The sequence below is a fragment of the Mesorhizobium sp. BR1-1-6 genome, assembly GCF_020165355.1.
Lineage (GTDB): Bacteria > Pseudomonadota > Alphaproteobacteria > Rhizobiales > Rhizobiaceae > Mesorhizobium.
The window spans coordinates 259,133-283,581 of record NZ_JAIUHZ010000007.1; the positions used below are offsets into that span (position 1 = coordinate 259,133).

Annotated in this window: 22 protein-coding genes; 9 read left to right on the forward strand and 13 right to left on the reverse strand. The window is 63.1% G+C overall.

From position 1 onward, the window contains the following. Positions 1 to 47: 47 nt before the first annotated feature. A complete protein-coding gene (locus LB545_RS16730; RefSeq protein WP_140497171.1) occupies positions 48 to 1,070 on the forward strand; it encodes a phosphoribosyltransferase family protein in 1,023 nt (340 codons plus the stop codon). A gap of 211 nt (positions 1,071 to 1,281) precedes the next feature. Here LB545_RS16730 and LB545_RS16735 read toward each other — a convergent pair whose 3' ends face one another. The 8 genes from LB545_RS16735 to LB545_RS16770 all read right to left on the reverse strand — a co-directional run bounded on the left by LB545_RS16735 (position 1,282) and on the right by LB545_RS16770 (position 9,686). Next, positions 1,282 to 2,361 (reverse strand): glycosyltransferase, encoded by a 1,080-nt coding sequence (locus LB545_RS16735; RefSeq protein ID WP_224705487.1) that lies wholly within the window; start codon positions 2,359 to 2,361, stop codon positions 1,282 to 1,284. A gap of 65 nt (positions 2,362 to 2,426) precedes the next feature. Then, positions 2,427 to 2,873, reverse strand: a complete 447-nt coding sequence (locus LB545_RS16740) for a hypothetical protein (protein ID WP_140497175.1) — start codon at positions 2,871 to 2,873, stop codon at positions 2,427 to 2,429. 14 nt (positions 2,874 to 2,887) lie between these two features. After that, positions 2,888 to 4,330 carry a GMC oxidoreductase gene (locus LB545_RS16745; protein ID WP_140559753.1) on the reverse strand — a complete coding sequence of 481 codons (1,443 nt, stop codon included), beginning with the start codon at positions 4,328 to 4,330 and terminating at the stop codon, positions 2,888 to 2,890. A 93-nt stretch (positions 4,331 to 4,423) separates the two neighbouring features. Next, positions 4,424 to 5,755 carry a UDP-glucose dehydrogenase family protein gene (locus tag LB545_RS16750; RefSeq protein WP_140497179.1) on the reverse strand — a complete coding sequence of 444 codons (1,332 nt, stop codon included), beginning with the start codon at positions 5,753 to 5,755 and terminating at the stop codon, positions 4,424 to 4,426. 73 nt (positions 5,756 to 5,828) lie between these two features. Further along, the gene (locus LB545_RS16755) at positions 5,829 to 6,704 is read right to left on the reverse strand and encodes a family 16 glycosylhydrolase (protein ID WP_140497181.1); all 876 of its coding nucleotides are present in this window, start codon (positions 6,702 to 6,704) and stop codon (positions 5,829 to 5,831) included. 136 nt (positions 6,705 to 6,840) lie between these two features. Continuing rightward, entirely contained in the window at positions 6,841 to 7,242 is a 402-nt protein-coding gene (locus LB545_RS16760) for a hypothetical protein (protein ID WP_140512927.1), read from the reverse strand. A 223-nt stretch (positions 7,243 to 7,465) separates the two neighbouring features. Continuing rightward, positions 7,466 to 8,488: a glycosyltransferase family 2 protein gene (locus LB545_RS16765; protein WP_140559754.1), complete on the reverse strand. Its 1,023-nt coding sequence runs from the start codon at positions 8,486 to 8,488 to the stop codon at positions 7,466 to 7,468. Positions 8,489 to 8,558: 70 nt separating this feature from the next. Then, positions 8,559 to 9,686 (reverse strand): nucleotidyltransferase family protein, encoded by a 1,128-nt coding sequence (locus LB545_RS16770; protein WP_224705489.1) that lies wholly within the window; start codon positions 9,684 to 9,686, stop codon positions 8,559 to 8,561. A 521-nt stretch (positions 9,687 to 10,207) separates the two neighbouring features. Here LB545_RS16770 and LB545_RS16775 point away from each other — a divergent pair. The 6 genes from LB545_RS16775 to LB545_RS16800 all read left to right on the forward strand — a co-directional run bounded on the left by LB545_RS16775 (position 10,208) and on the right by LB545_RS16800 (position 16,058). After that, positions 10,208 to 10,360, forward strand: coding sequence for a lasso peptide (locus LB545_RS16775; protein WP_140497189.1), 153 nt, complete (start codon positions 10,208 to 10,210; stop codon positions 10,358 to 10,360). 166 nt (positions 10,361 to 10,526) lie between these two features. Next, the gene (locus tag LB545_RS16780; protein ID WP_140497191.1) at positions 10,527 to 10,826 is read left to right on the forward strand and encodes a PqqD family protein; all 300 of its coding nucleotides are present in this window, start codon (positions 10,527 to 10,529) and stop codon (positions 10,824 to 10,826) included. A gap of 118 nt (positions 10,827 to 10,944) precedes the next feature. Further along, positions 10,945 to 11,319, forward strand: a complete 375-nt coding sequence (locus LB545_RS16785; RefSeq protein ID WP_224618327.1) for a lasso peptide biosynthesis B2 protein — start codon at positions 10,945 to 10,947, stop codon at positions 11,317 to 11,319. 3 nt (positions 11,320 to 11,322) lie between these two features. After that, the gene (locus tag LB545_RS16790) at positions 11,323 to 13,239 is read left to right on the forward strand and encodes a lasso peptide isopeptide bond-forming cyclase (protein ID WP_140497195.1); all 1,917 of its coding nucleotides are present in this window, start codon (positions 11,323 to 11,325) and stop codon (positions 13,237 to 13,239) included. Further along, entirely contained in the window at positions 13,236 to 14,207 is a 972-nt protein-coding gene (locus tag LB545_RS16795) for a serine kinase (protein ID WP_224705491.1), read from the forward strand. Before LB545_RS16790 ends, LB545_RS16795 begins: the two co-directional genes overlap by 4 nt. A 6-nt stretch (positions 14,208 to 14,213) precedes the next feature. Next, positions 14,214 to 16,058, forward strand: coding sequence for an ABC transporter ATP-binding protein (locus LB545_RS16800; protein ID WP_224705494.1), 1,845 nt, complete (start codon positions 14,214 to 14,216; stop codon positions 16,056 to 16,058). A gap of 17 nt (positions 16,059 to 16,075) precedes the next feature. Here LB545_RS16800 and LB545_RS16805 read toward each other — a convergent pair whose 3' ends face one another. Next, positions 16,076 to 16,351 (reverse strand): exopolysaccharide production repressor exox, encoded by a 276-nt coding sequence (locus LB545_RS16805; protein WP_140512914.1) that lies wholly within the window; start codon positions 16,349 to 16,351, stop codon positions 16,076 to 16,078. Between the two features lie 600 nt (positions 16,352 to 16,951). On the opposite strand from LB545_RS16805, the gene LB545_RS16810 reads away from it, so the two are divergent. Together LB545_RS16810 and LB545_RS16815 are read left to right on the forward strand one after the other, a co-directional pair. Continuing rightward, positions 16,952 to 17,629, forward strand: a complete 678-nt coding sequence (locus LB545_RS16810; protein ID WP_140497203.1) for a sugar transferase — start codon at positions 16,952 to 16,954, stop codon at positions 17,627 to 17,629. A 110-nt stretch (positions 17,630 to 17,739) separates the two neighbouring features. After that, on the forward strand, positions 17,740 to 19,005 hold the full coding sequence (locus LB545_RS16815) for a polysaccharide biosynthesis/export family protein (protein WP_181165291.1): 1,266 nt from the start codon (positions 17,740 to 17,742) through the stop codon (positions 19,003 to 19,005). 224 nt (positions 19,006 to 19,229) lie between these two features. On the opposite strand, the gene LB545_RS16820 is transcribed toward LB545_RS16815, so the two are convergent. From LB545_RS16820 to LB545_RS16835, 4 genes are all read right to left on the reverse strand, one after another. Beyond that, positions 19,230 to 20,531, reverse strand: a complete 1,302-nt coding sequence (locus tag LB545_RS16820) for an O-antigen ligase family protein (protein WP_140670771.1) — start codon at positions 20,529 to 20,531, stop codon at positions 19,230 to 19,232. Between the two features lie 255 nt (positions 20,532 to 20,786). Further along, complete coding sequence (locus tag LB545_RS16825; protein ID WP_224705495.1) at positions 20,787 to 21,614, reverse strand: SDR family NAD(P)-dependent oxidoreductase; 828 nt, start codon at positions 21,612 to 21,614, stop codon at positions 20,787 to 20,789. 109 nt (positions 21,615 to 21,723) lie between these two features. After that, a complete protein-coding gene (locus tag LB545_RS16830) occupies positions 21,724 to 22,239 on the reverse strand; it encodes an acetone carboxylase subunit gamma (RefSeq protein WP_140670768.1) in 516 nt (171 codons plus the stop codon). Between the two features lie 5 nt (positions 22,240 to 22,244). Further along, positions 22,245 to 24,440, reverse strand: a complete 2,196-nt coding sequence (locus LB545_RS16835) for a hydantoinase B/oxoprolinase family protein (protein WP_140670766.1) — start codon at positions 24,438 to 24,440, stop codon at positions 22,245 to 22,247. Between the last annotated feature and the right edge of the window lie 9 nt (positions 24,441 to 24,449).

A 24,449-nucleotide genomic window follows, 5' to 3' on the forward strand; every position in this document is an offset into this window, starting at 1 on the left:
TTGGCGCTTTCGACCCTTACCGTTCACCCGAGCATCAGGCCTGATCCATGCATTACCGATCGATCTCAGACATGAACGACGCGATCGTGAGCAACCTTCACCGGTTGCCGCGCGACATCGACCTGGTGGTCGGCGTCCCCAGAAGCGGGGTGCTGGCAGCGACGCTGGTCAGTCTCGCGGCGAACATACCGATGACCGACCTGGACTCCTTCCTCGAGGGTCGCGTCTACACATCGGGCATCACCAAGCGCCGTGCGGTGCTCGACCGCAAGGTCGCGGAAATGCGCAAGGTGCTGGTGATCGACGACAGCGTCTCCGGCGGCAACGCCATGCGCGACGCCCGCGCCCGCATAGAGGGTGCCGGCATCGAGGCAGACTACACCTTTGCCGCCGTGTTCGGGCTTGAGCCGCAGCATGCCGAGACCGATGTCGTCTTCGAGGTCGTGCCGCATCCGCGCATGTTCCAGTGGAACTTCATGCATCACAAATTCCTGGCGCAATGCTGCGTCGACATAGACGGGGTGCTGTGCCTCGATCCGACCGAGGCGGAAAACGACGACGGTCCGGCCTACGAGAAATTCCTCAGCGAAGCGCGGCCGCTCCATACCGCGACCCGCAAGATCGGCTGGCTGGTGACCAGCCGGCTGGAGAAATACCGCGCGCTGACCGAGGCCTGGCTGGCCAAGCACGAGATCAAGTACGATCATCTGATCATGCTCGACCTGCCGAGCAAGGCGGAGCGTCAGCGGCTTGGCGCGCATGGCAGTTTCAAGGCCGAATTCTACCGAAAATCCGATGCCATCCTGTTCATCGAGAGCGAGCACGAGCAGGCGCTGAGGATCACCGAGCTGTCGGGCAAACCGGTGCTGTGCGTCGAAACGCACATGGTCAGCTTTCCCAACGCGCTGTCGCTCCCGGCGCTCGGCCAGGCGGCGCGCAACCTGCCGGCCAGGTTGCGACAGGCCAAGTCACAGGAAGGGCGCAAGGGCGCCGCCAAGGCCCTTGCCCGCGCCCTGCTCGGCGCCCGCGGCTACGAGACGCTGAAAAGCCGGGTCAAGCGCCTGGCCTGATCCGCCAAGGCTGCGAATCCAGATTAACGGGTTCCTTCGGAGTGTTCGCCGGCGCGCCGGTCGAGAAGCATCAAACGAAAAACCCGCCTGTGCGGCGGGCCTCCGGCGCAACTCAGCACCATGACCGAAAATCTACCATAGCTGCCTTCACCCTGTCAAGAAAAAATTCCTATTCCAGGGCTGCCGGGTCCGGTGCCAGCCTGAGCCTTGGCTACGCCGCCTGTCGCGAACGCTGCTGCGTGGCCTTGTCCAGTATGGAAAAGAAGGTGAGGAACTGGCGGTCAGGATCGAGCTCCGGACGCTCGGAGAAGCTGCGCGCCGTGGCCGAGAGCCGGTCATATTCCTGGCGGTCGTTCCACAGCAGCCTGACAGCCGCGACCCAGTCGGCGAGCGGAGCTTCGTAATCGAGCACCACGCCGCCTGGTCCGATCGCTTCGGGCAGGCCGCCGCGCCGCGAGCCAATGACGGGAATGCCGCTGCAATGGGCTTCCGAGGCCACACGGCCCCAGGCCTCTTCCCATTTGCTGGGCGCCAGCAGGATCCTGGTGCGGCCATAGACGGTCTTCATGTCGCCGGTGCGGTTCTCCAGCCTGATGTTGGAGAACGGGGCGATGGTCTGCTCGATGCGGGCGCGATGATCCTCGGCGAGCTTCCAGCTCTCCACGAACAGAAACGGAATCTCGGGGCAGGCGCCGGCGATGCGCACGGCGAGCTCCAAGCCTTTCTCCTCGTACGGGTTGATCAAGGTGACGAACTGGCCCGTGGTCGGCGTGCTGTAGAGGGCGGCATTGATGGTCGGCGGCAGCACCGCCGCATCGATGCCGAACTTCTGTTTGTAGGCGCGCGCGGTGAATTGCGAATTGGCGATGTAGAGCGCCGAATGCAGCTCGCGCAGATCGCCGCCCAGCTCATGGAACTCGACGTTCCTGAGATAGACGACCAGCGGCACGCCTTCGGCCTGCAGCGCCTTGCCCACCGGAACCGACTTGTGGCACTGGACGACGGCCACGTCCGGCTTCAATCTGCGGACGGCAAAGTCGGCCGCCTTCCAGGGAAACCAAGCCCGCACCACCGGATAGCCGGGAAAACTGTCGATGACCGCCGGCTGACGCAGCAGCTTCATCTTGGCGCGCGCCTTGAAGCCGAAGACACCGTCGCCGAACAGGGCGGCCAGTACGGCCGCCTCATGGCCGTGCTCGATCAACTGTTCCGCCAGATGATGGGTGCTCGACTGGACGCCGCCGCTGAATTCGGGCGTGTATCCGTTGCCGCCTGCAAAAAGAACTTTCATGGTCCTGGCTCCTGGTTCTTTCGCGTTTCGTTCAATGTGGCCCGAGAGCTTGCTCCGGCACCGCCTCAGGCACTCTGTTGCTCGAGATTGGCGAACGGATTGGTGCATGGCTGCCATCCGGTGAACCGTATCGGATCGCCCGGCGAACTGCGCCAGGCGTAGTCGGTCAGCATGTGGAATTCGGCGATCAGCCAGCGGTCGAAATGCAGGAGGTCCTGCTTCTTCTGCTCCGGCAGCAGAGCGCGGGCTTTGCCCAGCCTTGTCTCCTCGAGCAAGGTGACGGCGTCGCTGAGTTTCTTGCTCGGGAATATCCATGGGTTCCTGTCGCGGAACGCCAGGACGAACTGCTGCAAATGCTCGATGCGCATGTTGAGCTTGCCGAAATATTTCTCGAGCGTGACGCGCACCAGATCCTCATCCGAAAACGAGGACACTGCCGCGTAGGCAATGCCGGTCGATACCACCCCGCCCGCCATGACGGCCAGTGCGGAGCGTCGCGAGATCTCTATCATCTGGTTTGCTCCTCTCACGCCATCCGGCTCGCCGCCCGCAGGGACAGCGCTGCCGCGGTCAGGCTCGGATTGGCGCATGAACAGCTCGGATATGTGCTGGTGCCGACCACGACCAGGTTCCTGAGCTGGTGATGAATCATGCCGCTGTCGACCACCGAATCGGCCGGGCCCGTTCCCATCCGGAGCGTACCCTGGACATGCGATTCGGTTGGCCGGATGCCGCGATCGAAAAGCTGTTCGACCGGTAGCGGGGCGAGCAGCCCGGGCAGTTTCTCCAGCGCCCGCGCCATGCCCTTGACCGCGTAGTCCGACGGCGCCTTGAAGCTGACGAAGGCGTTGTCGTTCTCGTCGAGCGTGACGAAATTTTCATGGTCGAGCAGGTTCTCGGTCACCACGACAAGGGGCAGCGCCTGGCGCAGCCGCCCTTTCTCGGCGCGCATGCCGTGTTGCCAGCGGTTCTCGAAATAGACCAGCGCCGCGGCGTGCTCGGACCGGTGCGGACCGTCATAGAGACCGAAATTCAAGCCGGTGGTGATGGTGCTGCCGTCGAAATTGTCGACACCGTCGAGATAGACCTCGAAATTCCAGCCATAGGATTCATGCAGGCCGCGGCCGACGAATTCGCCTCCCAGGCCGGAGCGCAGCATGATCGCGGCGCTCTGGATGGCATTGGCGCCGAGAATGAAGAGGTCGCCGCTGACCTGATATTCCTTGCCGGCGTGGACGAAGGTGACCGAGCGGACCGTCCCGCCGACATGATCGAGCCTGCGCACTTCCGAACCGAGGCAGACCGACACGTCGGGATGCTCGAAGACATGCATCAGGCCATTGTTGGCGGTGAACTTGGCGTCGACCGGGCATAGCCAGCATCTGAGGTTGGCGCAGCACGAGGTGCGCTGCGCGGTCGGCACGCGGGCGCGCGCGGTGGGCATAACGAAATGCTGGCCTGGCTGCGCCGCCTTCATCATCCGGTCGGGCGTCGACATGCGGTGCGGCGGCTGCGGAAAGGGCTTCGAGCGCGGCAGCATCGCCGCCATGTCGGGATCGCCCGAGATCGACATGATGTCTTCGGCGTCGCAATAGAACGGCTCGACGTCGTCATAGCTGATCGGCCAGTCATTGCCGATGCCGTAAGTGCTTTTCAGCCTGAAATCGTTGGGATGGAACCTCGGCGTCTGCGCGAACCAGCAATTGGTGCCGCCGCCCAGCCCGATCGTGTAGTTCCAGGGCTTGTCGGAATTGGTCTTGTAGGTCGACTCGTCCTCGATGTCGGTGTTGACGTTCTGCTTGAGCTGCCATTCATGCGTGTTGTGGCGGCCCCATTCCAGGAGCAGGATGCGCGCCTTACGCCGCTTCGTGAATTCGTGCAGGAAGAAGGCCGAACCGAAACCGGAACCGATGGCGACAACGTCGAAGTGGTCCTTGGTGATCTGCTCCGGCTTTACGTCCAGCACCATCAGCCGCAACTCCTTTCCGGGTCTTGTGCGTTCGTCATGGCAAGCACACCGGCCGGCCGCGGCGATCCCACATTGGATTGCCCAAACCCGGTCTCATGCCGCCATCCTGCCGATCGAGTGATATTCGATGCCGTGGCGGGCGATGACCTTGGGATCATAGAGGTTGCGGCCGTCGAAGATGATCGGCGTGGTCAGCGCGTCCTTCAGCGCGTCGAAGGACGGCGCGCGAAAACTCTTCCACTCGGTGGCGATCAGCAGCGCATCGGCGCCGCGCAGCGCCGCTTCCTTGGTGCCGCACAGAAGCAGGTCGTCGCGCAGCCCATAGATGGCTTGGCATTCCTGCATCGCCTCGGGATCATAGGCCTGCACGGTGGCGCCGACGTTCCAGAGTGCCTCCATCAGCGTGCGGGCGGGCGCCTCGCGCATGTCGTCGGTGTTGGGCTTGAAAGCCAGGCCCCAGAGCGCGAAGGTCTTGCCCTTGAGGTTGCCCTTGAAATAGCGGTTCACCTTGTCGAACAGCACGGACTTCTGCTCGTTGTTGCGCTCCTCGACGGCGCGCAGCAGCTTGGCGTCGAACTTGACGCCTTCGGCGGTCTTGATCAGGGCGCGCACGTCCTTGGGAAAGCAGGAGCCGCCATAGCCGAGGCCCGGATAAATGAAGTGGTAGCCGATGCGCGGATCGCTGCCGATGCCCTTGCGCACCTCCTCGATGTCGGCGCCGAGCTGTTCGGCCAGATTCGCCATTTCGTTCATGAAGCTGATCTTGGTGGCGAGCATGCAATTGGCCGCGTATTTGGTGAATTCGGCGCTGCGCACATCCATCACGATCATCTTCTCGTGGTTGCGGTTGAAGGGGGCGTAGAGCTCACGCATCACCGCCTCGGTGTCCTCGCTCGATGTGCCGACGATGATGCGGTCCGGCCTCATGCAATCGGCGACGGCGGACCCTTCCTTGAGGAATTCCGGATTGGAAGCGACGTCGAAGGTCAGGTCCTCGCGGCCTCTTTTCTTCAGCGTTTCGGCGATCCTGGCCTTGATCTTCTCGCAGGTGCCGACCGGCACGGTCGACTTGCCGACGACGATCTTGGGCGCATCCATTTCCCGGCCGATCGCCTCGGCGACCGCCAGCACATATTTGAGATCGGCCGAGCCATCCTCGCCGGGAGGCGTGCCGACCGCGATCATCTGGATTTCACCATGCCTGACGGCGGCGGCCGCGTCGGTGGTGAACTTGATGCGGCCGGCGGCATGGTTCTCCCTCACGATGCTTTCCAGGCCCGGCTCGAAAATCGGGACGAGACCTTGATTGAGCCGCTCGACCTTGTTCGCGTCGATGTCGACGCAGACGACCTGGTGGCCCACTTCGGCAAGCACAGCAGCCTGCACGAGACCGACATAGCCGATACCAAACACCGTCAAATTCATTCTGTTTTGTTCCTGTCCAGGGCAGCGGACCGTGTTCGGCCCGGCCGGTTCAAATCGACTTTTCCAATAGGTTCTATTTTACGCTGCATGCCAGCGATTCCGGAAACTGGCAGGGTTCGCCCTGCGCGGTGAAGGCGACGCGCTCGATCTGCAGCGAAAGCTTGCGTCCGGGATCGGCGAATGCGCCCAACCATCCGGTCATCGTATCGCTGCCCCAGAGGCTGAAGAAGATCTTCTGAGCATGGCTGGGCAGCTTTGCCGGATCGGTGATGGTGTTCACCAGTTGGCCGTTGACGTACCAGCGCAAACTGTCCTTCTGCCAGACGAAGGCGTAGTCGTTGAAGGCCTTTTCCGTGCCGCCCGGCACGTCGACCAGCTTCTCGTTCTTGCCCTTGCCGGCGATGTAGGCATTGACCTGCACCTTGGACGTGTCCTTGGTCAGGATCTCGAAGTCGATCTCGTCCCAGGGCTGCTTGTCCGACGGGCCGATATAGGAGAAGAAAGCCGCGTTGAGGCCGGGACCGGTGTCGGTTTTCATGCGCGCCTCGTAGGTGCCGTAGCCGAATCGCTGCTTGGTCTGGATTTCGCCGCAAGCGTAGTCGCGATCCTTCGTCTTCTGCTTCTCGAAACCCAATGACAGCACGCCGTCCGCCAGGCTGACCTGCCCCTTCGCCCAGGTGCAATTCTGATGGCCGCCATTCGTCCAGCCATCGGAGACATACCAGCGCTGGCGGTTGAAGCTGGTGAAATCATCGACGAATGAGGGCGCCGACTTCAGATCCTGCGACCAGGATGGCGCCGGCCCGGCGAACAGGCCAGCGAGAGCGGCCAGCGCGACCAGGGCAGCCCTGCGTCCGGTGGAACCGCCCGGGCGGGCTTGCCTGGCCTGGCGCGTTGACGATATGCCGCGAACTGCGACGGTGAACGTGGTTCTCGGATCCGCATTCATACGAAACTCAACCTTTGCGCTGTGCATCCCCAACCCAAAGTAGCCATTCGAGCCGTTGCCAAACGGCGCTTTCTTTCTCTCGTCAGCCCCTCCCCAAGCTGCCTTCTCGCCTCGCGCCAAATCCACCCTTCAGCCTTCACCCTCTGCCGGCGCCTGCCGGTTTGGCGAGCCCCTCGCTGGCCGTCATATCGGACGACCCGTCCTCATCGAAAACCATATCCAGCGAATGACGAAGCTCCCGGACCATGCCGTTCTGGCGCGACAGCGCCGCGATGCGGCGCTCGCAATTCAGGATCGACGTCGTCAATTCATCGACCTCGGCGGAACGGCGCGCAGACGCCGAGCCGTTCTCCATGGCCTCGACCAGAAAGGCGGCGTTGGTGGCCGTCGCCTTGTAGCGATTCTCCAGCCCGTTTCGCTCGGCCTCGATCTCGGCCGCGATCTGCTCGAACAGCTTCGCCAGGCGGTCGAGGCGCGAGATGTCGGTCTGGCGGTCGCGGGCCGGATTCCTTGATCTGAAGCCGAATATCGAGGCCATGCGTTCAAAGTCCTGTGGTAGTCCGGCCGTCGGCCGGGCCCCTTACCGGTTCAATATCGGGCAGTCCGATCGGAGGCCGGTTCATTGGCCATCCTAATTGCTGCACCGCAACATAGACTGCCATCCTCCGGCCGGCTAGGCAACCACCCAATTCGTAAACTCATAAATCCGCCGGAAATGCTTTGCGCGACGGGCTGGCAAGAGCGCGGCCGGACGCCCGCATTCAAGGCTGCTTGCCCGTGCTGGTGCCGGCCATGAGAAAACGCATTGGCGGCACATGTTGACGACGGGAGGCGAACCCGACGCGGCGAAACAGCGCCTCGAGCTTGTCGGACGCCACGCCCTGGACGATGGGAACCAGGTTGGATTGGCTTGCGAAGGCATAGGCCGCGGCCGACGCCAGGCCCCGCTCGGCCTTGACGTCGAGGAAATTGCGCAGCCGGTATTTGTCGCGCACGTGGCGCTCGTGGCGGCGCAGCACCGCTTTGGAACCCTCAGGCAGGCTGTCGATCGCCAGCAGCGCCAGGTCGGCGTCGGCAAGACGCTTCAGGTCCTGGGTCTTGTGGCGGCCGCTCAGCGAATCGGCCCGCACGATGGCGCCGTAACCGCAGGAGCGGATGACCTTGAAGCGCGCGCCGCTGGCGACCGCGCGCGCGTAGAGTTCGTAATCCTCGCCCAGACGCAAGCTCTCGTCATAGCGCAAGCCGTGCCTGTCGAGAAAAGCGCGGCTGATCACCGGCTTGAGGAAACCGAGTTCGCCTCTGCGCACGTTGCGCCTGGAGATGTTGCCTTCGACGAAGCGCTCCAGGTCGAGGAATTCCGGCTCGGCCGCGAACTGCGGTGCGACGATCTGGGTGACATCGCTCAAGGCGTCGTCCCTGATGAGCATGATGTTGTCGGCCGCGAAATCCCAGTCCGCGCCGGCAAACAGATTGTGAAATCTGCCCGCGAGAAAGAAGTCGTCGGCGTCCAGAATGGCGATGAATGGCGATTGCGAGGCGGCGATGGCGGCGTTGCGGGCGAAGGAGGGGCCGCGATTGACGTCGAGACGGATCACCGCGAGCCGGTCGCTGCCGTCATCGGCGGCGCGGGCGACTTGGGCCGTGTCATCGGTGGAGGCGTCATCGACGACGACGACTTCGGCCACTTCCGGTTCGCGCAGCGCGGACGCGATGGCGACCGCGATTGTTCGCGCCGCGTTTCGGGCCGCGATGATCACGCAGACCTTTGATTTTGTCATCGACATGAATTTGCCTCTTGCACAGGTTCCATTCTGCCCTCGCCCTGTACGTGTTCGATGCCCGACAGGCTTCCCGTCACGGGCTGCCCTGCCGTTCGAAGATGCGGCGGCTGATGTCGGCCGATGCCGCCCAGCCGGCTTCCGCCAGATAGCGGACCGGCGCACGACCGCACAACTCCCACAGCACGGTGCGCCGCTGCGGCCATCGCAGGGATGACAGCCATGGCGCGATGACCATGTTGAGCAGATCCTCATTGCCGATGCGCGACAGAATCCGCGCGGCGCGCTGCGACAAGAGCGTGTCGGCGCCGCCGAGGAGCACGTCGGCGGCGCGCAGGCCAAGCAGCAGCGTGTCGTCCAGCCCCTGCGCCGCGGCGGCGTCGAGCAGGCGCTGCTGCTCGGCTTCGTCCAAGCGGTCGGCGCTGGCGCGCACGTCGCAGACGTAACCGGCGCAGGGTTCCCGGTTAAAAAGCGCCTTGGCGACGCTGATGCAGGACAACAGCAGAGTGTCGGCCACCGATGTGAACGGCACCTCGACGCCGGTGATCTCGACCTGCCGTTTGCGCCGCAGGAAGCCATCCGCGTCGCGCGGGCTGGGCGAGCCGGGTTGCTGGAGCCGATAATGCAGGTCGACGGTGGACTGCGTCGGCCCGTCGCCGCGGATCATGTGCTGTTCGCCGAGGAAACGGACCCACCAGACGGAGCGCGACTTGCCGGCGATCTCGTAGCCGATCGAGCGGAGCGCCTCGCGCGCCCTGAAAAACCCGCCCGGCGCCACCAATATGTCGACATCGCCCGAAGGCTTCATGAAATGGTCGTCGTAAAGCAGATGCTGCTGGAAGGGACCTTTCAGGAAAACGAAATCGATCTGCCTGTCGCGCAGCGCCGCCTGGATCGCCATCGAATCCATGATGCAGGACGCGTTCATCGAAACGGTCTTCCGGCGGTAGGCGTCGAGCCATTGGGAGAGCTGGGCCGGCGGCCCGTTCGCGGGTGCGCTCGACAGCACCTTGAGGATAAAGGTCGCGACCTTGTTCAACCTGGCTATGTCGGTGACATTGGTTACGGAGAGGCCGGAGGCATCGCCGGGCGCGGCGCCGGATCGCGCCGCGAAGAACAGCCGCAGACAGGCCTGCACATAGGCGATCTCGCTGGCGCAATCGGCGGCGCGCAGTCGCTCATATGAACGTTCGGTCAGGGCCATCGGGCGCACGGTTCTCCAGAAGCGATCGGCGCGACGCCTATGCTGCAGGTGCGAAGCAAGCATCGCCAAAAACTTTTGCGCCGTCCAGTTTTTCCTTTTGCAGCGCAAAAATCCGGCCCCGACGTTTATCGAAACCGGCTCGGGCGAACGATGAGGAGAACTGCTGGACCCCAGGGGACGAGTGGCCTTTTCGGCGTTCCGTAGCAAACCTACCGGGAGACCCGGCGCTAGGGCATTATTGTCGCCATGCCTTGAAGTGACAGGGCTTAAAAAGTTTATATATGCAAATCAATTTCTTATGCTGACCTAGTGCATTAGGCCCATATGCAGGGATCTCGAGGCGATCAAGGCCAAAGCTTGAGATCGTTACTCACGACTGTGTCTGCGCGCGCAGTCCATAATTGATTAATGCGCGGTAAATCAGGCTTGACTCATAAATGCTGCCATGCAGCTATTGCATCGCAGCATGAAAGTGCCGCCGGCAATCGACAGGCCGTTTCCAGTCCTTGATGGAGTGTAAAATGGAACAGAATGTTGAAAAACAGGAGTACGAAACGCCCAGCCTGACGGTTCATGGTTCGATTGAAACCATCACTCAGGGCGGTGGCGGCAACACGGCGCTCGACGCAGCATTTCCTGCGCACACGCCGATTGGCGACCTGACGTTCTCCTGAACCTGTCCTGATTCTGGAGGGACACGTTGGGCCTCTGGAATCCAAGAACCATACAGGGAGTCGGGGTGAAAATCCCGGCTTCTCTTCATTGCCTGACCCGGCTTTTCTTCATCGCCAGAATGGTCGGCACGCATTGCGGACAGTGTGTAGCAAACGAGGTTTTCGGATGAACTGGAACCCATCTGACCACGATCGCGTAAGTGCGACCAAGGAAGCGGTTGCCTGCGAATTCGGCAATGGCCTGGCGCTTCTTAACCTGAAATCCAACATCTACTACAGCCTCAACGGGGTAGGCACGTTCATCTGGGAGCTGATTCAGGAGCCGAAACCAATTGCCGAAATCCGCCGGGCCGTGCTCGCGCGCTATGATGTCGACGCCGAGCGCTGCAGGGCCGATGTCGACGCGCTGTTGAAAGGTCTGGCCGATAGCGGACTTGCGAGGCTGCATCATGAGGAACCTGTCTAGGCAGGTTCCGCAAAAGCGGGTCACGGTTTTGCGGCAAGAACCTGCGACGGAGAAAAGTCCCGACCAGACGAAGCACCGGCGGCGTCGGCTTCGAGCTCTCTCCCTGAGTGGCCCGGAAATGCTGTTCCTCTGCCGCTGCCTGCTGGTGGTCGCGGCCGTTCGCCTGGGGCTGACCCTGTTCTCCTACAACCGCCTTCGCGGCATCGTCACCCGGCTGGAGGCGCGTGAATGCGCCAGCACGGGAGAGCTGCGCCGTGTCGCCTGGGGCGTTGCCGCCGCGGCCCGCCTGGTGCCGCGCGCAAGCTGCCTCACCCAGGCGCTCGCCGGCCAGTACATTCTCGCCCGCCAGGGCAACGCCTCGAAGATCCGCATCGGCATCGAGCGCGACACCGGCCGGCAGCTGAAGGCGCATGCCTGGCTGATCAGCGGCAACCATGTCGTCCTTGGCGGCTCGATAGACAGGTTTGTCCCTCTCGTCGACTATGGTCAATGACTGATGAGCGGCGTGGCCGGTATCCTGCACGGGCACGAGGCGCCGGAGTCCGCAGCTGATATCCAGCGCATGCTGGCCCGCATGCGTCATCGCGCCCGCGACGGCAGTTCGTGGTGGACCGACAAGGCTGTCGCGCTCGGCCACGCCTGGCTCAACACGACCGATGAAGCCGGCCCCGGCCCGCTGACGATGGCGGGCGGCAAACTGGCCGTCACCGCGGATTGCCGCCTGGACAATCGCGACGAGCTGACGGCACGGCTCGGCGTCCGCGACGCATCGGTTGCCGACGCCGTGCTCCTGATGTGGGCCTATCTGCGCTGGGGCGAAGCCTGTCCCGTGCACCTGCAAGGCGACTTCGCCTTCGCCATCTGGGATGCCGAGCGGCAGGTGCTGTTTTGCGCGCGCGATCATTTCGGCGTCAAACCGTTCTACTATCACGCGGACGGGCAGCGCTTTGTCTTTGCCTCCGAAATCGGCCCGATCCTTGGCGTCACCAGCGCCGGCGCCCGCCTCAGCGAACATCAGATCTCGGGTTTCCTGGCAGGGCTGCCAGACGATCCGCAAGCGACGCCTTATACCGATATTTTCCGCCTCCCGGCGCGCCACAGCCTCACTGTGACGGGGCAGCGCGTGACGCTGCAGCGATACTGGAAGATCGAGCCGTCGTCGCGGCCTATGCGGCCGGACGCCGCCGAGGAATTCGCCCACCTCTTCTCGCAGTCCGTGCGCAACCGCATGCGCGGAAGCGCGGCGGTCGGGGCCATGCTGAGCGGCGGCCTGGACTCCTCTTCGATCGCCTGCGTGGCGGGCCGGCAAAACCTGTCCGAGAGAAAGCCGAGGCTGCCCACCTTTTCGCTGGTTTTCGAACGCGGTTCGGCGATGGACGAAACCCCCTTCATAGACGCGGTGCTGGAACAAGGGCGCGTCGACGGCACGCTGATCCCGGTCGGCAACTACGCGCCGTTCGCGGAATTCGAACGGGTGCTGGAAGAGCAGGAAGGAACGTTCCTGGCGCCGGGCCTTACGCTCACCCGGGAGGTCTACAGGACGGCGGGCGCCAAAGGCGTCAAGGTGCTTCTCGACGGCCATGGCGGGGACGAAGTCGTATCGCAGGGGCACGGCCATCTGCACGAGCTTGCCAATGCAGGCAAGTGGCTGGAGCTGTGGCGCGAGATCCGCAGCGCTTCCAACACCTATGGCGACGGCATGCTCGGCATGTACTTCCAGTTCCTGACCATCTACGGACCCGCCTGGCGCGTGGCCAGGCTCAGGCACACCGCGAACCGGCTCCTGCAGAGGCTGCGAAAACCAGCCCAGGCTTCGCAAGGCGGAAGCTGGCGCGACCTGATCAATGCCGATCTTGCCGGCCGCACCGAGCTTATCGAGCGGGTTCACCGAGCCGGCTACAAGCCGGCCGACGTCAGCGCCAGCGAGGCGCTGACCCACCGCTGGATTCTTTCCAACGGCTATGTGCCGCATGCTTTCGAAGTCCTCGACAAGGCGGCCGCCAATTTCGGCGTCGAACCTCGTTATCCCTTCTGGGACAAGCCGCTGGTCGAGTTCTGCCTGGCGTTGCCGGGCGAGGAGAAGCTCAGCCGCGGTTTTGGCCGGTACGTGCTGCGCCGCGCCATGCAAGACGTGCTGCCGGCGGCGGTCCAGTGGCGGCGCGACAAGATCGATTTCACCGGCAATCTCGTCAACGGCATGCTGCGCAACCACCGCGACCTCCTGGAACAGGTGCTCGGCCCGGACGCCGGCCGCATCGAGCCCTACATAAACCTGCCGGCCGTGAAGGCTGCCTATGCCCGGCTGCTCAGTCGGCCCGACCGGCCGGCGCCGCTCGATGTCCAGTATGTCTGGCGCTCGGCGTCGCTGTCGCTGTGGCTGCGGCAGGTGCAGCGCGCCGGGAGTGCCGCATGACGCCGTTGAACGAGCCGCTGGCCCTCCGCGCGCACGCGCAAGGCTGGCCGCGCGGACAGCGCCGTTTTTATCGAGCCTACGGCCTGACCATCGCTTCCGAGGTGACATTGCCAGAACTGGAGCCGGCCGAACCGGCAGCGGCGGATATCGTGATCAGCGTCGGCGCGATCGATATGCCGAAGCCTTCGCCCGAGGCCGCGACCATTTTCCACTTCGAACCGGATCGGCAATATCTGGCATGGCACGCCGTCGGCGCGTTCCTGATCAGCGACGCCTGCCGCATCGAGGTCGAGCCGGCGCCCGGCATCGACGATGCGCTGATCGCGTTCCCGCTGCTGGGACCGGTGATGGCGCTCATCCTGCACCAGCGCGGCCTGCTCGTGCTGCATGCCAGCGCCGTCGCGATTGCCGGCAAAAGCGCCATCTTCATGGGCGACAAGGGCGCCGGCAAATCGACGACGGCAAGCACCATGATCCGTGCCGGGCACGAACTGCTTACCGATGACGTCGTGGCGCTCGATCTCAGCCATCCGGACGAGCCGATGATCGTGCCGGGTTTTCCCCAGATCAAGCTGGCGGCCGACGCGGCTGCCGCGATTTCGCTCGAAGGGGCACAAGTGCGGCCGCAGGTGCATCCGGCCATCAACAAGGCCCAGCACCGATTGCACGGGGCGTTCTCGCGCGACAGGATTCCGGCGACCCGCATCTATATTCTCGAGCGCGGCCGAAAGGCTGAGATCTCGCCCATGCCCGGCATCGCCGCTTTGCCGGCCGTGATCAGATTTTCATACGTCACGCGTTTCGGCCGCGCCGCCCTGGTCGGCGATTTCGCGGCGGCGCATCTCGGGCATTGCGCACGGCTCGCCGATCGCGTCGGCGTGTGCAGGCTCGAAGTGCCGACGGGCCTCGACAGGATCGGCGAGGTCGTGAGCCTCGTCGAGCATGACCTGATGGCCGGACAGGGATAGCAGGAGATGTCGAAATCATCGCTCCTTCGCCCGTCATTGTTTCGGGAAATCGCCGGGTTCGGCGCCGTTATCGCCCAGATAGGCGGGCGGCGGGCCTGGACGGCGCTGCTCTTCCTGATCCTGGGCAGCCTGACCGAAGGCATCTCCATCCTGTTGCTGGTTCCGCTGTTGCAGCTGGTCGGACGCTCCGGCCAGGACTTCGCGATCAAGCTGCCCGACAATGATTTCATGCGTTGGCTGGTGCCGGACGGCACGCTGAAGCTGACCACGATGTTGTGCATGCTGGTGGCGCTGGTCGCGCTGCAGGCCGCCTTCAACCGCTTCAAGTCGGTCTACATGGCCAGGCTTCTCTTCGATTTCATCAACCGCCTGCGCATGAACCTGTTCGAAAGCATCGGCAAGGCACGGTGGGGCGTCTTCACGCGCATGCGCGGCTCCGACCTCGACCATGCGCTGACCGGGGACATAGACCGCGTCCAGGGCGCGGCCTTCTCGCTGCTGATGCTGGTGCAGATCGCCGTGCTTCTGGCCGGCTATCTCGTGATCTCCATGTTCATTTCGCCGGTCATGACGCTGTTCGCCGTGGTCATCGGCATGCTGATGTTCCTCGCGCTGCGGCCATTCCGGTCGCGGGCCACCGCCTTTGGCCAGGTCCTGACCACCAACCGCCAGGATCAATACCGGACGGTCTCGGAATTCCTCGGCGGCATCAAGGTGGCCAAGAGCCTGAACATCGAGGCGACCTATTTCGCGCAGTTGCAGGCGACACTTGAAAGAATGAAGGCCGACAACATCGCCTATGTGCGCAACAGTTCGACCGGCACCGCCCTGTTCCAGGTGGCGAGCGTGATCGGCTTGAGCCTGTTCATCTATGTTGCGCTGGTTCGCTTCGACCTCTCACTGGCCGAGATCGTGGTGCTGCTACTGGTCTTCATGCGCATCGCGCCGCGCTTCATGGACATGCAGACGCAGGCGCAGCAGGTCCTGATCAACCTGCCCGCCTATGCCGCGATGCGTAGTCTGCAGATGCGTTTCGACGCCCAGCGGGAACCTGGCCATGCCGGGATCCAGGACGCTCGAAAGCTGTCGCTCGATTTCGGACTGAATGTTCGCGGCGTCTCCTTCGCCTACGAGGACGGCGCCGCCAAGACGGTGGTGAGCGACATCACCTTCGGCCTTCCGGCCGGCAAGGTCACCGCCCTTATCGGCCCTTCGGGATCAGGCAAGAGCACGATCGCCGACATGCTGCTCGGCCTGCTCGAGCCGACAGCCGGCACGATCCTCGTCGATGGCGTCGAGATCGACGCCGCCAATCGCCGGGGCTGGCGCGACCAGGTCGCCTACGTGCCGCAGGACGTGTTTCTCCTGCACGACACGATCGCGGCGAACCTACGCCTGGCCGCACAGCAAGCAAGCGACGATGAACTGTGGGCCGCATTGCGATCGGCCCATGCGGCCGAATTCGTCGAACGGCTCGACCTCAAGCTGGAAACGGTGGTCGGCGACCGCGGCGTGCGGTTGTCGGGCGGCGAACGCCAGCGGATCGCGCTGGCGCGCGCCTTGCTGCGCAAGCCGTCACTGCTCATCCTGGATGAGGCGACCAGCGCGCTCGACTGGCAAAACCAGGCACTGATCGCGCAATCGATCGACGGGCTGCGCGGCTCGATGACGATCCTGACCATCGCGCACCGGCCATCGATGATCGCGTTCGCCGACTGGGTGGTCGCGATGGAAAACGGCCGTGTCGTCGAGGTCGGGCAATATCGGCGGCTGAAGGCGAAAGCAGGAAGCCGGTTGTCCCGGATGCTTTCGGGCGAACAATCTCAGTCCGAACCCGCCGACGTGGCCTGAGGCCAGCCTGGTCTGGGTCAGTGAAGGCTTCGCCCGGCGCCGCCGAGCTTTTCACCCTCGGCCACCTCGGCCGAACTCAGCTTTCTTTCGGCCTCGCGTGTCCTGTCGGCCGGCGTCGGCGCGCTTTTGACGATCATGGCATAGACGAGCACGAAGTAGCCCGCCTGGATGACCACGGCACAAATGATGACGCGCAGCAGCGTCGTGCCTATTGAAGCGCCGCCCAGCCATGACCAGCCAACGACGATCGCAAGAGCGAAAATCATCCCAACGATGAATTTTGGAAGCGACATACCCAACAGCCCACAAACCGGCCCGGGTATATTCCAATCGTTGCCCCACCCGAGCGTCGTCCCTTGTCATGCGGGCTTGTTAAGTCGCCCGCTCCCGGCCGGTTGCTTCCGGCCTTTCAACCTGTCGCCACTTTGACAGGTATAATTTGCAATTCTATTAAGGCGAGCAAAAGGCCGCAAGGGCAACTGCATTTATTTTTAGGTGAGCTTTTGCGCTCGACTCGCTCATGCTGCAACGCACACGACGGGATTACGCGCAACTTCGGCTCTTTGGTGTTTTTCAGTAGAATCTACAATATTGAATAGTATTTTATATGAATACCACCGAATATCGTGCCGCGCTAAAGCACCAACGAGCTCCATTCAAGGGCATAAAGAACGCCCCGCCTAGAAGTTGCCCCAAAAGCGCCTCTATTTTTCCGGCTATGCCCATTTATTGTCATAAATGTGCTAAATATTCCGAAATTTGTGCAGGGCACGCTTATTATTTAGTCAATTCATGACGTGACTATTTCAAAGGTGCGGGAAATTGTGTGTTGCGCTGCAACATTTTTTTGATATCGTGCCGTAAACCATCCGGTCAACGCATGGAGTTTTGGCATGAGGGATGTTGCCAAGTCGGCCACAGCGGAGTTTTCGCAGGCTGGCGTCGATTTTCCACCGCCGATCGGCGGCCTTATCAAGCGCAGTTTCGATATTGCCGGTTCACTGGCCGCCCTGATCGCTCTCAGCCCGCTGTTCGTGATGATAGCGCTGCTCGTCAAATTCTCCGATGGCGGATCGATTTTTTACGGTCACCGGCGAATCGGGCGTGGCGGACGGGTTTTCCCTTGTCTCAAGTTCCGCACCATGGTGCCGGACGGCGAAAGGGTGCTGGCTGCCTATCTGGCGGCCAATCCGGAAGCCAAGGCGGAATGGATAGCCACCCGCAAGCTGAAGAACGATCCGCGAGTCACCCGGGTCGGCGCGGTCCTGAGGAAACTCAGTCTCGATGAGTTGCCGCAGGTCATCAACATCCTTCAGGGCGACATGAGCCTTGTTGGACCTCGCCCGGTCGTGCGCGACGAACTGGAGATCTATGGCAGCGCCGCCGTGTATTACCTGAAGTCCCGCCCCGGCCTGACCGGCCTGTGGCAGGTCAGCGGCCGCAACGACGTCTCCTATGACAGCCGCGTCGCGTTCGATCGCCACTATGTCGAGAATTGGTCACTTTTTGAGGATATTCGCATCATCATCAAGACAGTTCCGGCTGTCTGGATGTCGCGCGGCTGCTACTGAGCGGTCGCGAACCGGATCGCACGCGGGAGATTTCTCCCGGCAGGCATCGGGCGCAGGCTCATCGGGCTGGTGGGGCCAAAGCGGATCGGAACATTCAGTTGAAGATAGACATGTTCGAAGTTTTTTGCAGCGGCCCGCATTCGGGCCGCTCGCGGCGTTTGCGGCTCGTGGCCAGCTGCCTGGCCCTGTCGCTCGCCCTGCCTCGGATCGCCCTTGCCGACGAGTACCATCTCGGATCGCAAGACAAGCTCACCATCCGTATCGCGGAGTGGCAGACCGTCGAAGGCACGTTCCGCGACTGGTCGGCGGTGAATGGCGTATACACGGTCGGGCCGGCCGGAATGCTGTCGGTGCCTTTCGTCGGCGAGCTGCCGGCATCCGGCAAGACAACGGCCGAAGTCGCGGCGGCGATCGGCGAGGCGCTGCAGCACAAGCTCGCCTTGTCGGACCGGCCCGAGGCATCGGTCGAAATGGCGCAGTTCCGGCCGTTCTATATTTCGGGCGAGGTGCAGAACCCCGGCCAATTCCCCTATGTGCCCGATCTTACGGTGCTGAAGGCGGTCAGCATCGCGGGCGGCATCCGGCGAAGCGCCGACTACGGCCCGCAGCTCGGCAAGGACCTGGTCACCGCCAAAGGCAATTTCGACATATATGACGATCAGCGCGTTCGACTGATCGTCAAGCGCGCGCGCATCGATGCCGACCTTGCGGGCAAGTCCAGCTTCGACGTGCCGAAGGAGGTCGAGGGCGATCCGAGACTGCAAGCCATCGTCGCGGACGAGATGACGATCCTCACGGCTGACCAGAAGGCGCTGAAGCTGAAGCTCGAGGCGCTCAGCGACCTGAAAGGGGTCCTGCAGGCCGAGATCGAATCGCTGCAGAAGAAGATCGTCAACCAGCAGAAGCAGGTCGACCTGGCGCAGCAGCAACTCACCAGCATCGGTCCGCTGGCCCAGAAAGGCCTGGTCGCCAACGCAAGACTGTTGGATTCGCAGCAGTCCGTCACCGACCTTCAGGGCAAGATCCTGGACTACGAAACGGCCATCCTCACCGCCAAGCAAGCGATCAGCAAGGCAACGCAGGATGCCATCGATGCCCAGAACACGCTGAGCTCGAGCCTCGCCGCCGACCGGCAGCAGACCGAAGCCGACCTGAACGAGGCCGCGCTGAGGGTCAACATGCAGAAAGGATTGATGGCCCAGGCCACCGATCCCGCCACCGTGGCCGCCAGCGCAACCAACGAAGAGCCCACCCTGATCTATTCACTGCTGCGCGCTGCCGACGGCAAGACGAGCGAGATTGCGGTCAAGGAAGACACGCCGGTGCTGCCGGGCGATGTGATCAAGGTCAAGCTGGCGCCAATGCCCAGCCAGTAAGTGGTCGAACGGCCGAGATAAGAGCAGCTCACCGTTCACGAAAACGGTGAGCTGCTCTATCCCTTTGTTTTTGCGCAATTCCGGACGGAAAGCGCTGCGCGCGTTTCCCGGGGAAGCCGTACACACTTTCCTGAAATTGCTGGAGCGGGGCGGCGTTTGAGGGAATCGCCAGCCGCTCTATCGCCTTGCTTTGACGCAATCCCAAACGGGAAACCGATCGGTATTCATCGAGCGGCGTCCGTGCCAGGCTCGGGGCCGCTCCAGCCTCTGGCGGCATTTGCCTCTTCGATCCTTGCCGCAGACAGGCGAGGACGGGCAACGGGCAGTCGCGCCAGCTTGAAGAAGCTGAAATACATCAGGAAGGAACCCATGATGTAGGGGTTGAGGATCTCGACCTCGACGAAGGAGCGGATCAGGAGCAGCACCATGACGCCGGCCAGAACGACCGAATCCGCCCGCCATGTTCCGAACGCGACCGCCGAGACATGGCCGTAAAGCGTGCGCAGGATGACCAGCGAAACCAGCGTCGCCCCGACGAAGCCGAGTTCGACAAGGGCTTCGATGTAGGTGTTGTGGAAGTGGAAGCCGGTGCGGGTGGTGATGTAGAACTCGTTCCACAGGCGCTCGGCCTCGGCAAAACCCTGGACCCAGTATGCGGCATAGCCGACGCCGAGCATGGGCGCCCTCTGCGCGGCGTTCCAGCCCTGCTCCCACAGATAGGTGCGCCCGGTGAGCGTCGAATCCTTGCCGAACAGGCCGAGGACGAAGTCCATGAGGCCGAGATTCAGCGCCACAAGGATAGCGACGACCAGCATGCCTGTGCCGACCAGGAAGATCACCCGGCGGTAGCGTCGCGACAGCACCTTGCTCATGGCAAGCAGCATCACCAGCGCCAGCACCGCCGGTGTCGAGGCCATCGAGGTGGCCGAATGCGAGATGACCAGCAGATAGGCCGACAAAAGCACCACCGGCACGGTCAGGAACAGGCTCAGCCGGCCGTGCCTGAGGAAGGCGATGAAGACGACGCTGAAATAGATGCCGAGCGAGGCGACGAAGCCGATCTGGTTCTTTGAGGCGAAGGCGCCGACGAAATTATAAGTGCCGTCGAGGACGTCCTCGGAATAGGCCCCGACCTTGAGAGAGTAGAGCAGGACGACGAATATGCCGACCAGGGCGCCGATCGTCAGGGTCCGCACACTGACGGCTCGCGCCGCGACATAGGCGCAGGCGATGTGGGAGAAGTACTGGACGGCCGTTCTCGCGGTGACGCCGGGAGCGTCCGACCAGAAGACGGAGAAGCATACATAGGCCGCGAACGACAATGGCAGCCAGGCGCTGGACAGATGCCGCAGGAACCGCCTGTAGTCGACCATGATGAGGGGCAGCCACACCGCATAGTAGGCCAGGATCAGCACCTGGCCGAATATGACGGAGTAGGAGAATGCCCAGACCGAGACGGCAACGGCAAAACTGCCGTAGACCGAGTTCCTCTCGGGATCGACCAGCAAGGACTTTGGAATCTTCATCTCAGGTTCTCGCCGAGCCTACCCCGGACCGCCGCCTAGCCGGCAGGCATCTCCGTAAGAAGGGTGCAATCGACGGCATCTCCATTGTGCAGTGCAATATAACCTATCGCGCCACGCGCTCAATGGCAAATGCGGTCACCTTGTCTTACAGCCAGGCGAGCGCCGAGAGATCAGGTCCGGGACACGCCCGGACGGGATCGGACTTCTCTTTCCATTGCCGGCCTCTCCATCGAGGCCCGCAAACAGCCGTGCGCGCTACCAAAGTGCTCCGCCGGTGACCTGTATGTTTTCCATGGTAATGCCCTTGGCCATATCCGAGCAGAGGAACACGGCCAGCGCCGCGATCTCCTGCGGCTGGAGAATGCGCTGCTGGGGGCTGCCCCTGGCGATCTCGGCCATCGCGTCCTCGGCCGTGCGGCCCTTGCCCTCGCGCTCGACGACCTGCGCCACGTTGCGGCGCATCAGTTCGGTCTCGACCCAGGTCGGGCTGATCATGACGCAGGTGACGCCATGCGCCGCCCCTTCGAGCGCCACGCAACGGGTGAGGCCGAGGAGACCGGCCTTGGAGGCGCAGTAAGCGGGATTGTCCTTCCAGCCGACCGAGGCGGCGGTCGAGCCGATGTTGACGATGCGGCCCCAGCCGCGCTCGATCATGCCGGGCAGCACGGCGCGGGTGGCGCGGAAGGCGCCGGTGAGATTGGTGTCGACGATCTTGTCCCACAGCGCGTCGGAATGGCCGCAGACCGGCTGCTCGGCCGTGGTGCCGGCGGCGTTGACCAGGATGTCGACAGGACCCACCGCCGCCTCGGCGTCGGCCGCGAAACGGTTCGTGACGTCGCTGTCGCGCACGTCAAGATAGGCGGTGTAAATCCTCGTTCCATGCGCGCCGAGAGCCGAACGCACGCGCTCTATCTCGTCAGCGCCGGGATAGTAGGCGGCGTCGGATCTCTCCACGCCGCCAGGTGCGACATAGGAACCGACGGCGACATTGGCGCCGGCCTGCGCCAATGCCGTGGCAATCGCCAGGCCCATTCCGGAGAAGCCACCGGTGACGATTGCGCCGCGGCCGGAAAGGTTTGTCATCGGGCATGGCCTCCGCGCGGCACGGGACGGTCCATCAGTCCCGAGAGTATCTGAACTTCATAGGCCAACATAACCTTCGGAGCCGGTGACGAAACTTGTGTCCTTGCCATCAGCTTTCCTTGTCCATCGGCTCCATCGGCTCCAGCGGCTTGCCCAGCCAATCGCGGTAGAAACCTTCCAGGTCGGGTTCGAAATCATGCACGATGGGATAACCCGGCGCCGCGGCCTCGACCTCGTGCAGCGTGCCGCATTGCGGGCAGATGAACTCGCGGATTTCCATCCATTCGGGATCCGGCAGGTCGCTGTTGGGATAGATCTCGCGCAGCGCCTCCTCGCTGTCGCGCACGATGATCGAAGCCTTCAGCTTCCAGTTCTTGCGGTAGTCGCCGAAGGAATGGCCGCATTCGCAACGGGTTACCCGCTCATCGCCGCTCTGACAGATGAAGAGGTGGTCGCCCACGGGAAGCAGGATCGGATCGCTCCAGCCGACTCGGTCCTGCAAAACCGACACATATTTGAAGAACCGGTCGTCATCCTTGTAGGCGCTCATGACGCGGCGCGTCTGCGGCCAGGGCAGCGTGCCCGCGACCAGATCGGCGATGACTTCCTTGCTGTATGAGGTCATGGTCCCTACTCCACGCCGAAGGTCGATTTGGCGTCGACATCCCAGAAGCTTGAAAAATCCCTGGTGAAGCGCGGCGAGAGCTTGATGGCGCTGGCATACATCTTCTTCACCTCGGGTGCGAAATCGGCCGCCTTCACCCGCTCGCGCTCCTTGGCCAACCACTCCGAGACCGGCCTGGCCCGAGCGAGCCGGCGCGACCGCGTCTCGGCGCGGTGGCGCTTGGTGGCTTCGAGATCGGCGACGGGATAGCCGTCCTCGTCCTCGTCAAGCACGATCCCGAAGATATTTTCGGCAGCTTCCCTGGTGAGATAGCCGTTCTCGACGTCCGATGCTGTCTTGAGCGGGTCGCGCTCCAGCACGTCGCCATAGCCGCCCCCGCCATTGTAGGAATGGGTGAACACGTCGCCGGTTTTGTGGGGTGCGGTGATATAGGGCCCTTCCATCGTCACGTGCTGGCCTTCGAGCCGGACCTCGAGTTCGGAACGATAAGGATTGGTGCCGGTATGGTGCGCCAGCGGCGCGCCCTTTTGTGCAAGCTCGAAGATGTTGCTGTCGCGCACCGCACGGTGTTTTTGGCAGGTCGGCGCCGGATAGCCGCCGCAGAGCCCGCCATTGTCGAAGACGCGCGAGGAGTGTTCCGAGGTGACCAGCCGGAGATGGTCGGTCTTGCTGACCAGCCAGGTCGACAGGAAGGCGCAGCCGCCGCGATATTTGCCGGCGCCCCCGGAATTGGCAACGATCGAGCGGCCGATATAGACCATCGGCATGTTCTGTTCCCAGATCTCGATGTTGCCCATGTCGGATTCAGGGTTCCAGCCGACATAGGCGGTGTCCAGCCCGTCCTTGATGGCAAGCGCGCCGGAACCGGCGGCCGCGCATTCGAAATGCGCCATGCCGAACAGCGTGCCGTACTGGCTGGTTCCCCCCATCTCGATCATCGGGCTGTTGACCTGGCCGACGAAGGCCTCCTCGACGAAGCCGCGGGCGATGAATGATCTCGACAGGAGCCGCTGGAAGACGCCATAGGCCGGCAAGAGCAGCGCCCAGGACGTGGCGGTGGCCACCATCTCATTGTCGGGATTGGTCCAGGTGCCATGCGGCAGCTTCAGCTCCGTTGCCATCCAGGCGCCGTCATTGACCAGGCCTTCGAAATTCATGTGCTGGGTCAGCGTCACGAACATGCCGCCATCCATGCCGGCCGGCGTGCAGTTCATGGAATGGTAGCCCCAGGGCTGCGTGCCCTCGAAATCCATGATGATCTTGCCGCCCGTGGTGATCTCCATCTCGATCGGTATGTTGTAGAGCCAGTCGGGATCGCCGAGCGGCTGGTAGCCCGGCTTGCCCTTGGTGACGTGACCGTAAAAAGTATGCCCCCGATAGATGCCGGGAACGGTCAGTTGTCGCGTGCGGGCGAGCTGCGCGCGGCGGCCCTCCTCGATGAATTCCTTGGACACCTTCATCCAGTAGTCGAGGCCGATCTCGTCGATCAGCGCCTTGACGCTTTCGCGCATGTCGATGCAGGAGGCGACCTTGGCCTTCTCGTCCAGCACCCAGTAGATGGGCATGCGCAGATTGCGCTCGCAGCGGATCACGTAGTCGCGCCGCAACTCGTCGTTCTGGCCGACTTTTTCGGCGCAGACGAACAGGCCTTCGGTGAAGCGCTCCTGTGCCAGCGCCACGTCGCCGCCCGGCGTGATGCCGCCGGCCTCCAGCTCGTGGCAGACCGCGCCCGCCCAGCCGACGAGTTTGCCCGAGTGGAAGATCGGCACCACGTCCATCACGTCGGGCACCTGCACGGTGCCGATGAAGGCGTCGTTGTTGGCGAAGATGTCGCCGTCGACGATGCGGGGATTTTCCTCATAGCCTTGTCTGATCATCCATTTGATGAAGCGGCTCATCGTGTGCACATGCACCATGATGCCGTTGGAGAGCGCGATCGCGTCGCCCTCGGGCGTGTAGATGGCGACGACCATCTCGCCGACCTCGCGCACGCCGGGCGAAGCCGAGATGCGACGCGCCATCTCGCGCGCCGAGACGCAGTAGGCGCGCAGCTTGGTGTGCAGCGTCTCGAATTTCAGCGGATCCTGGTTGCGCAGTTCGAGATCGGTAATGCCGTCATAGCAGCCGGTCTCGTCCATGAGCCGTTCGGATTCGATCAGCCGCTCGCGGAGGCGCAGGGCGGAGGCGGGTTTGTCCAGCATGGCGTTCGC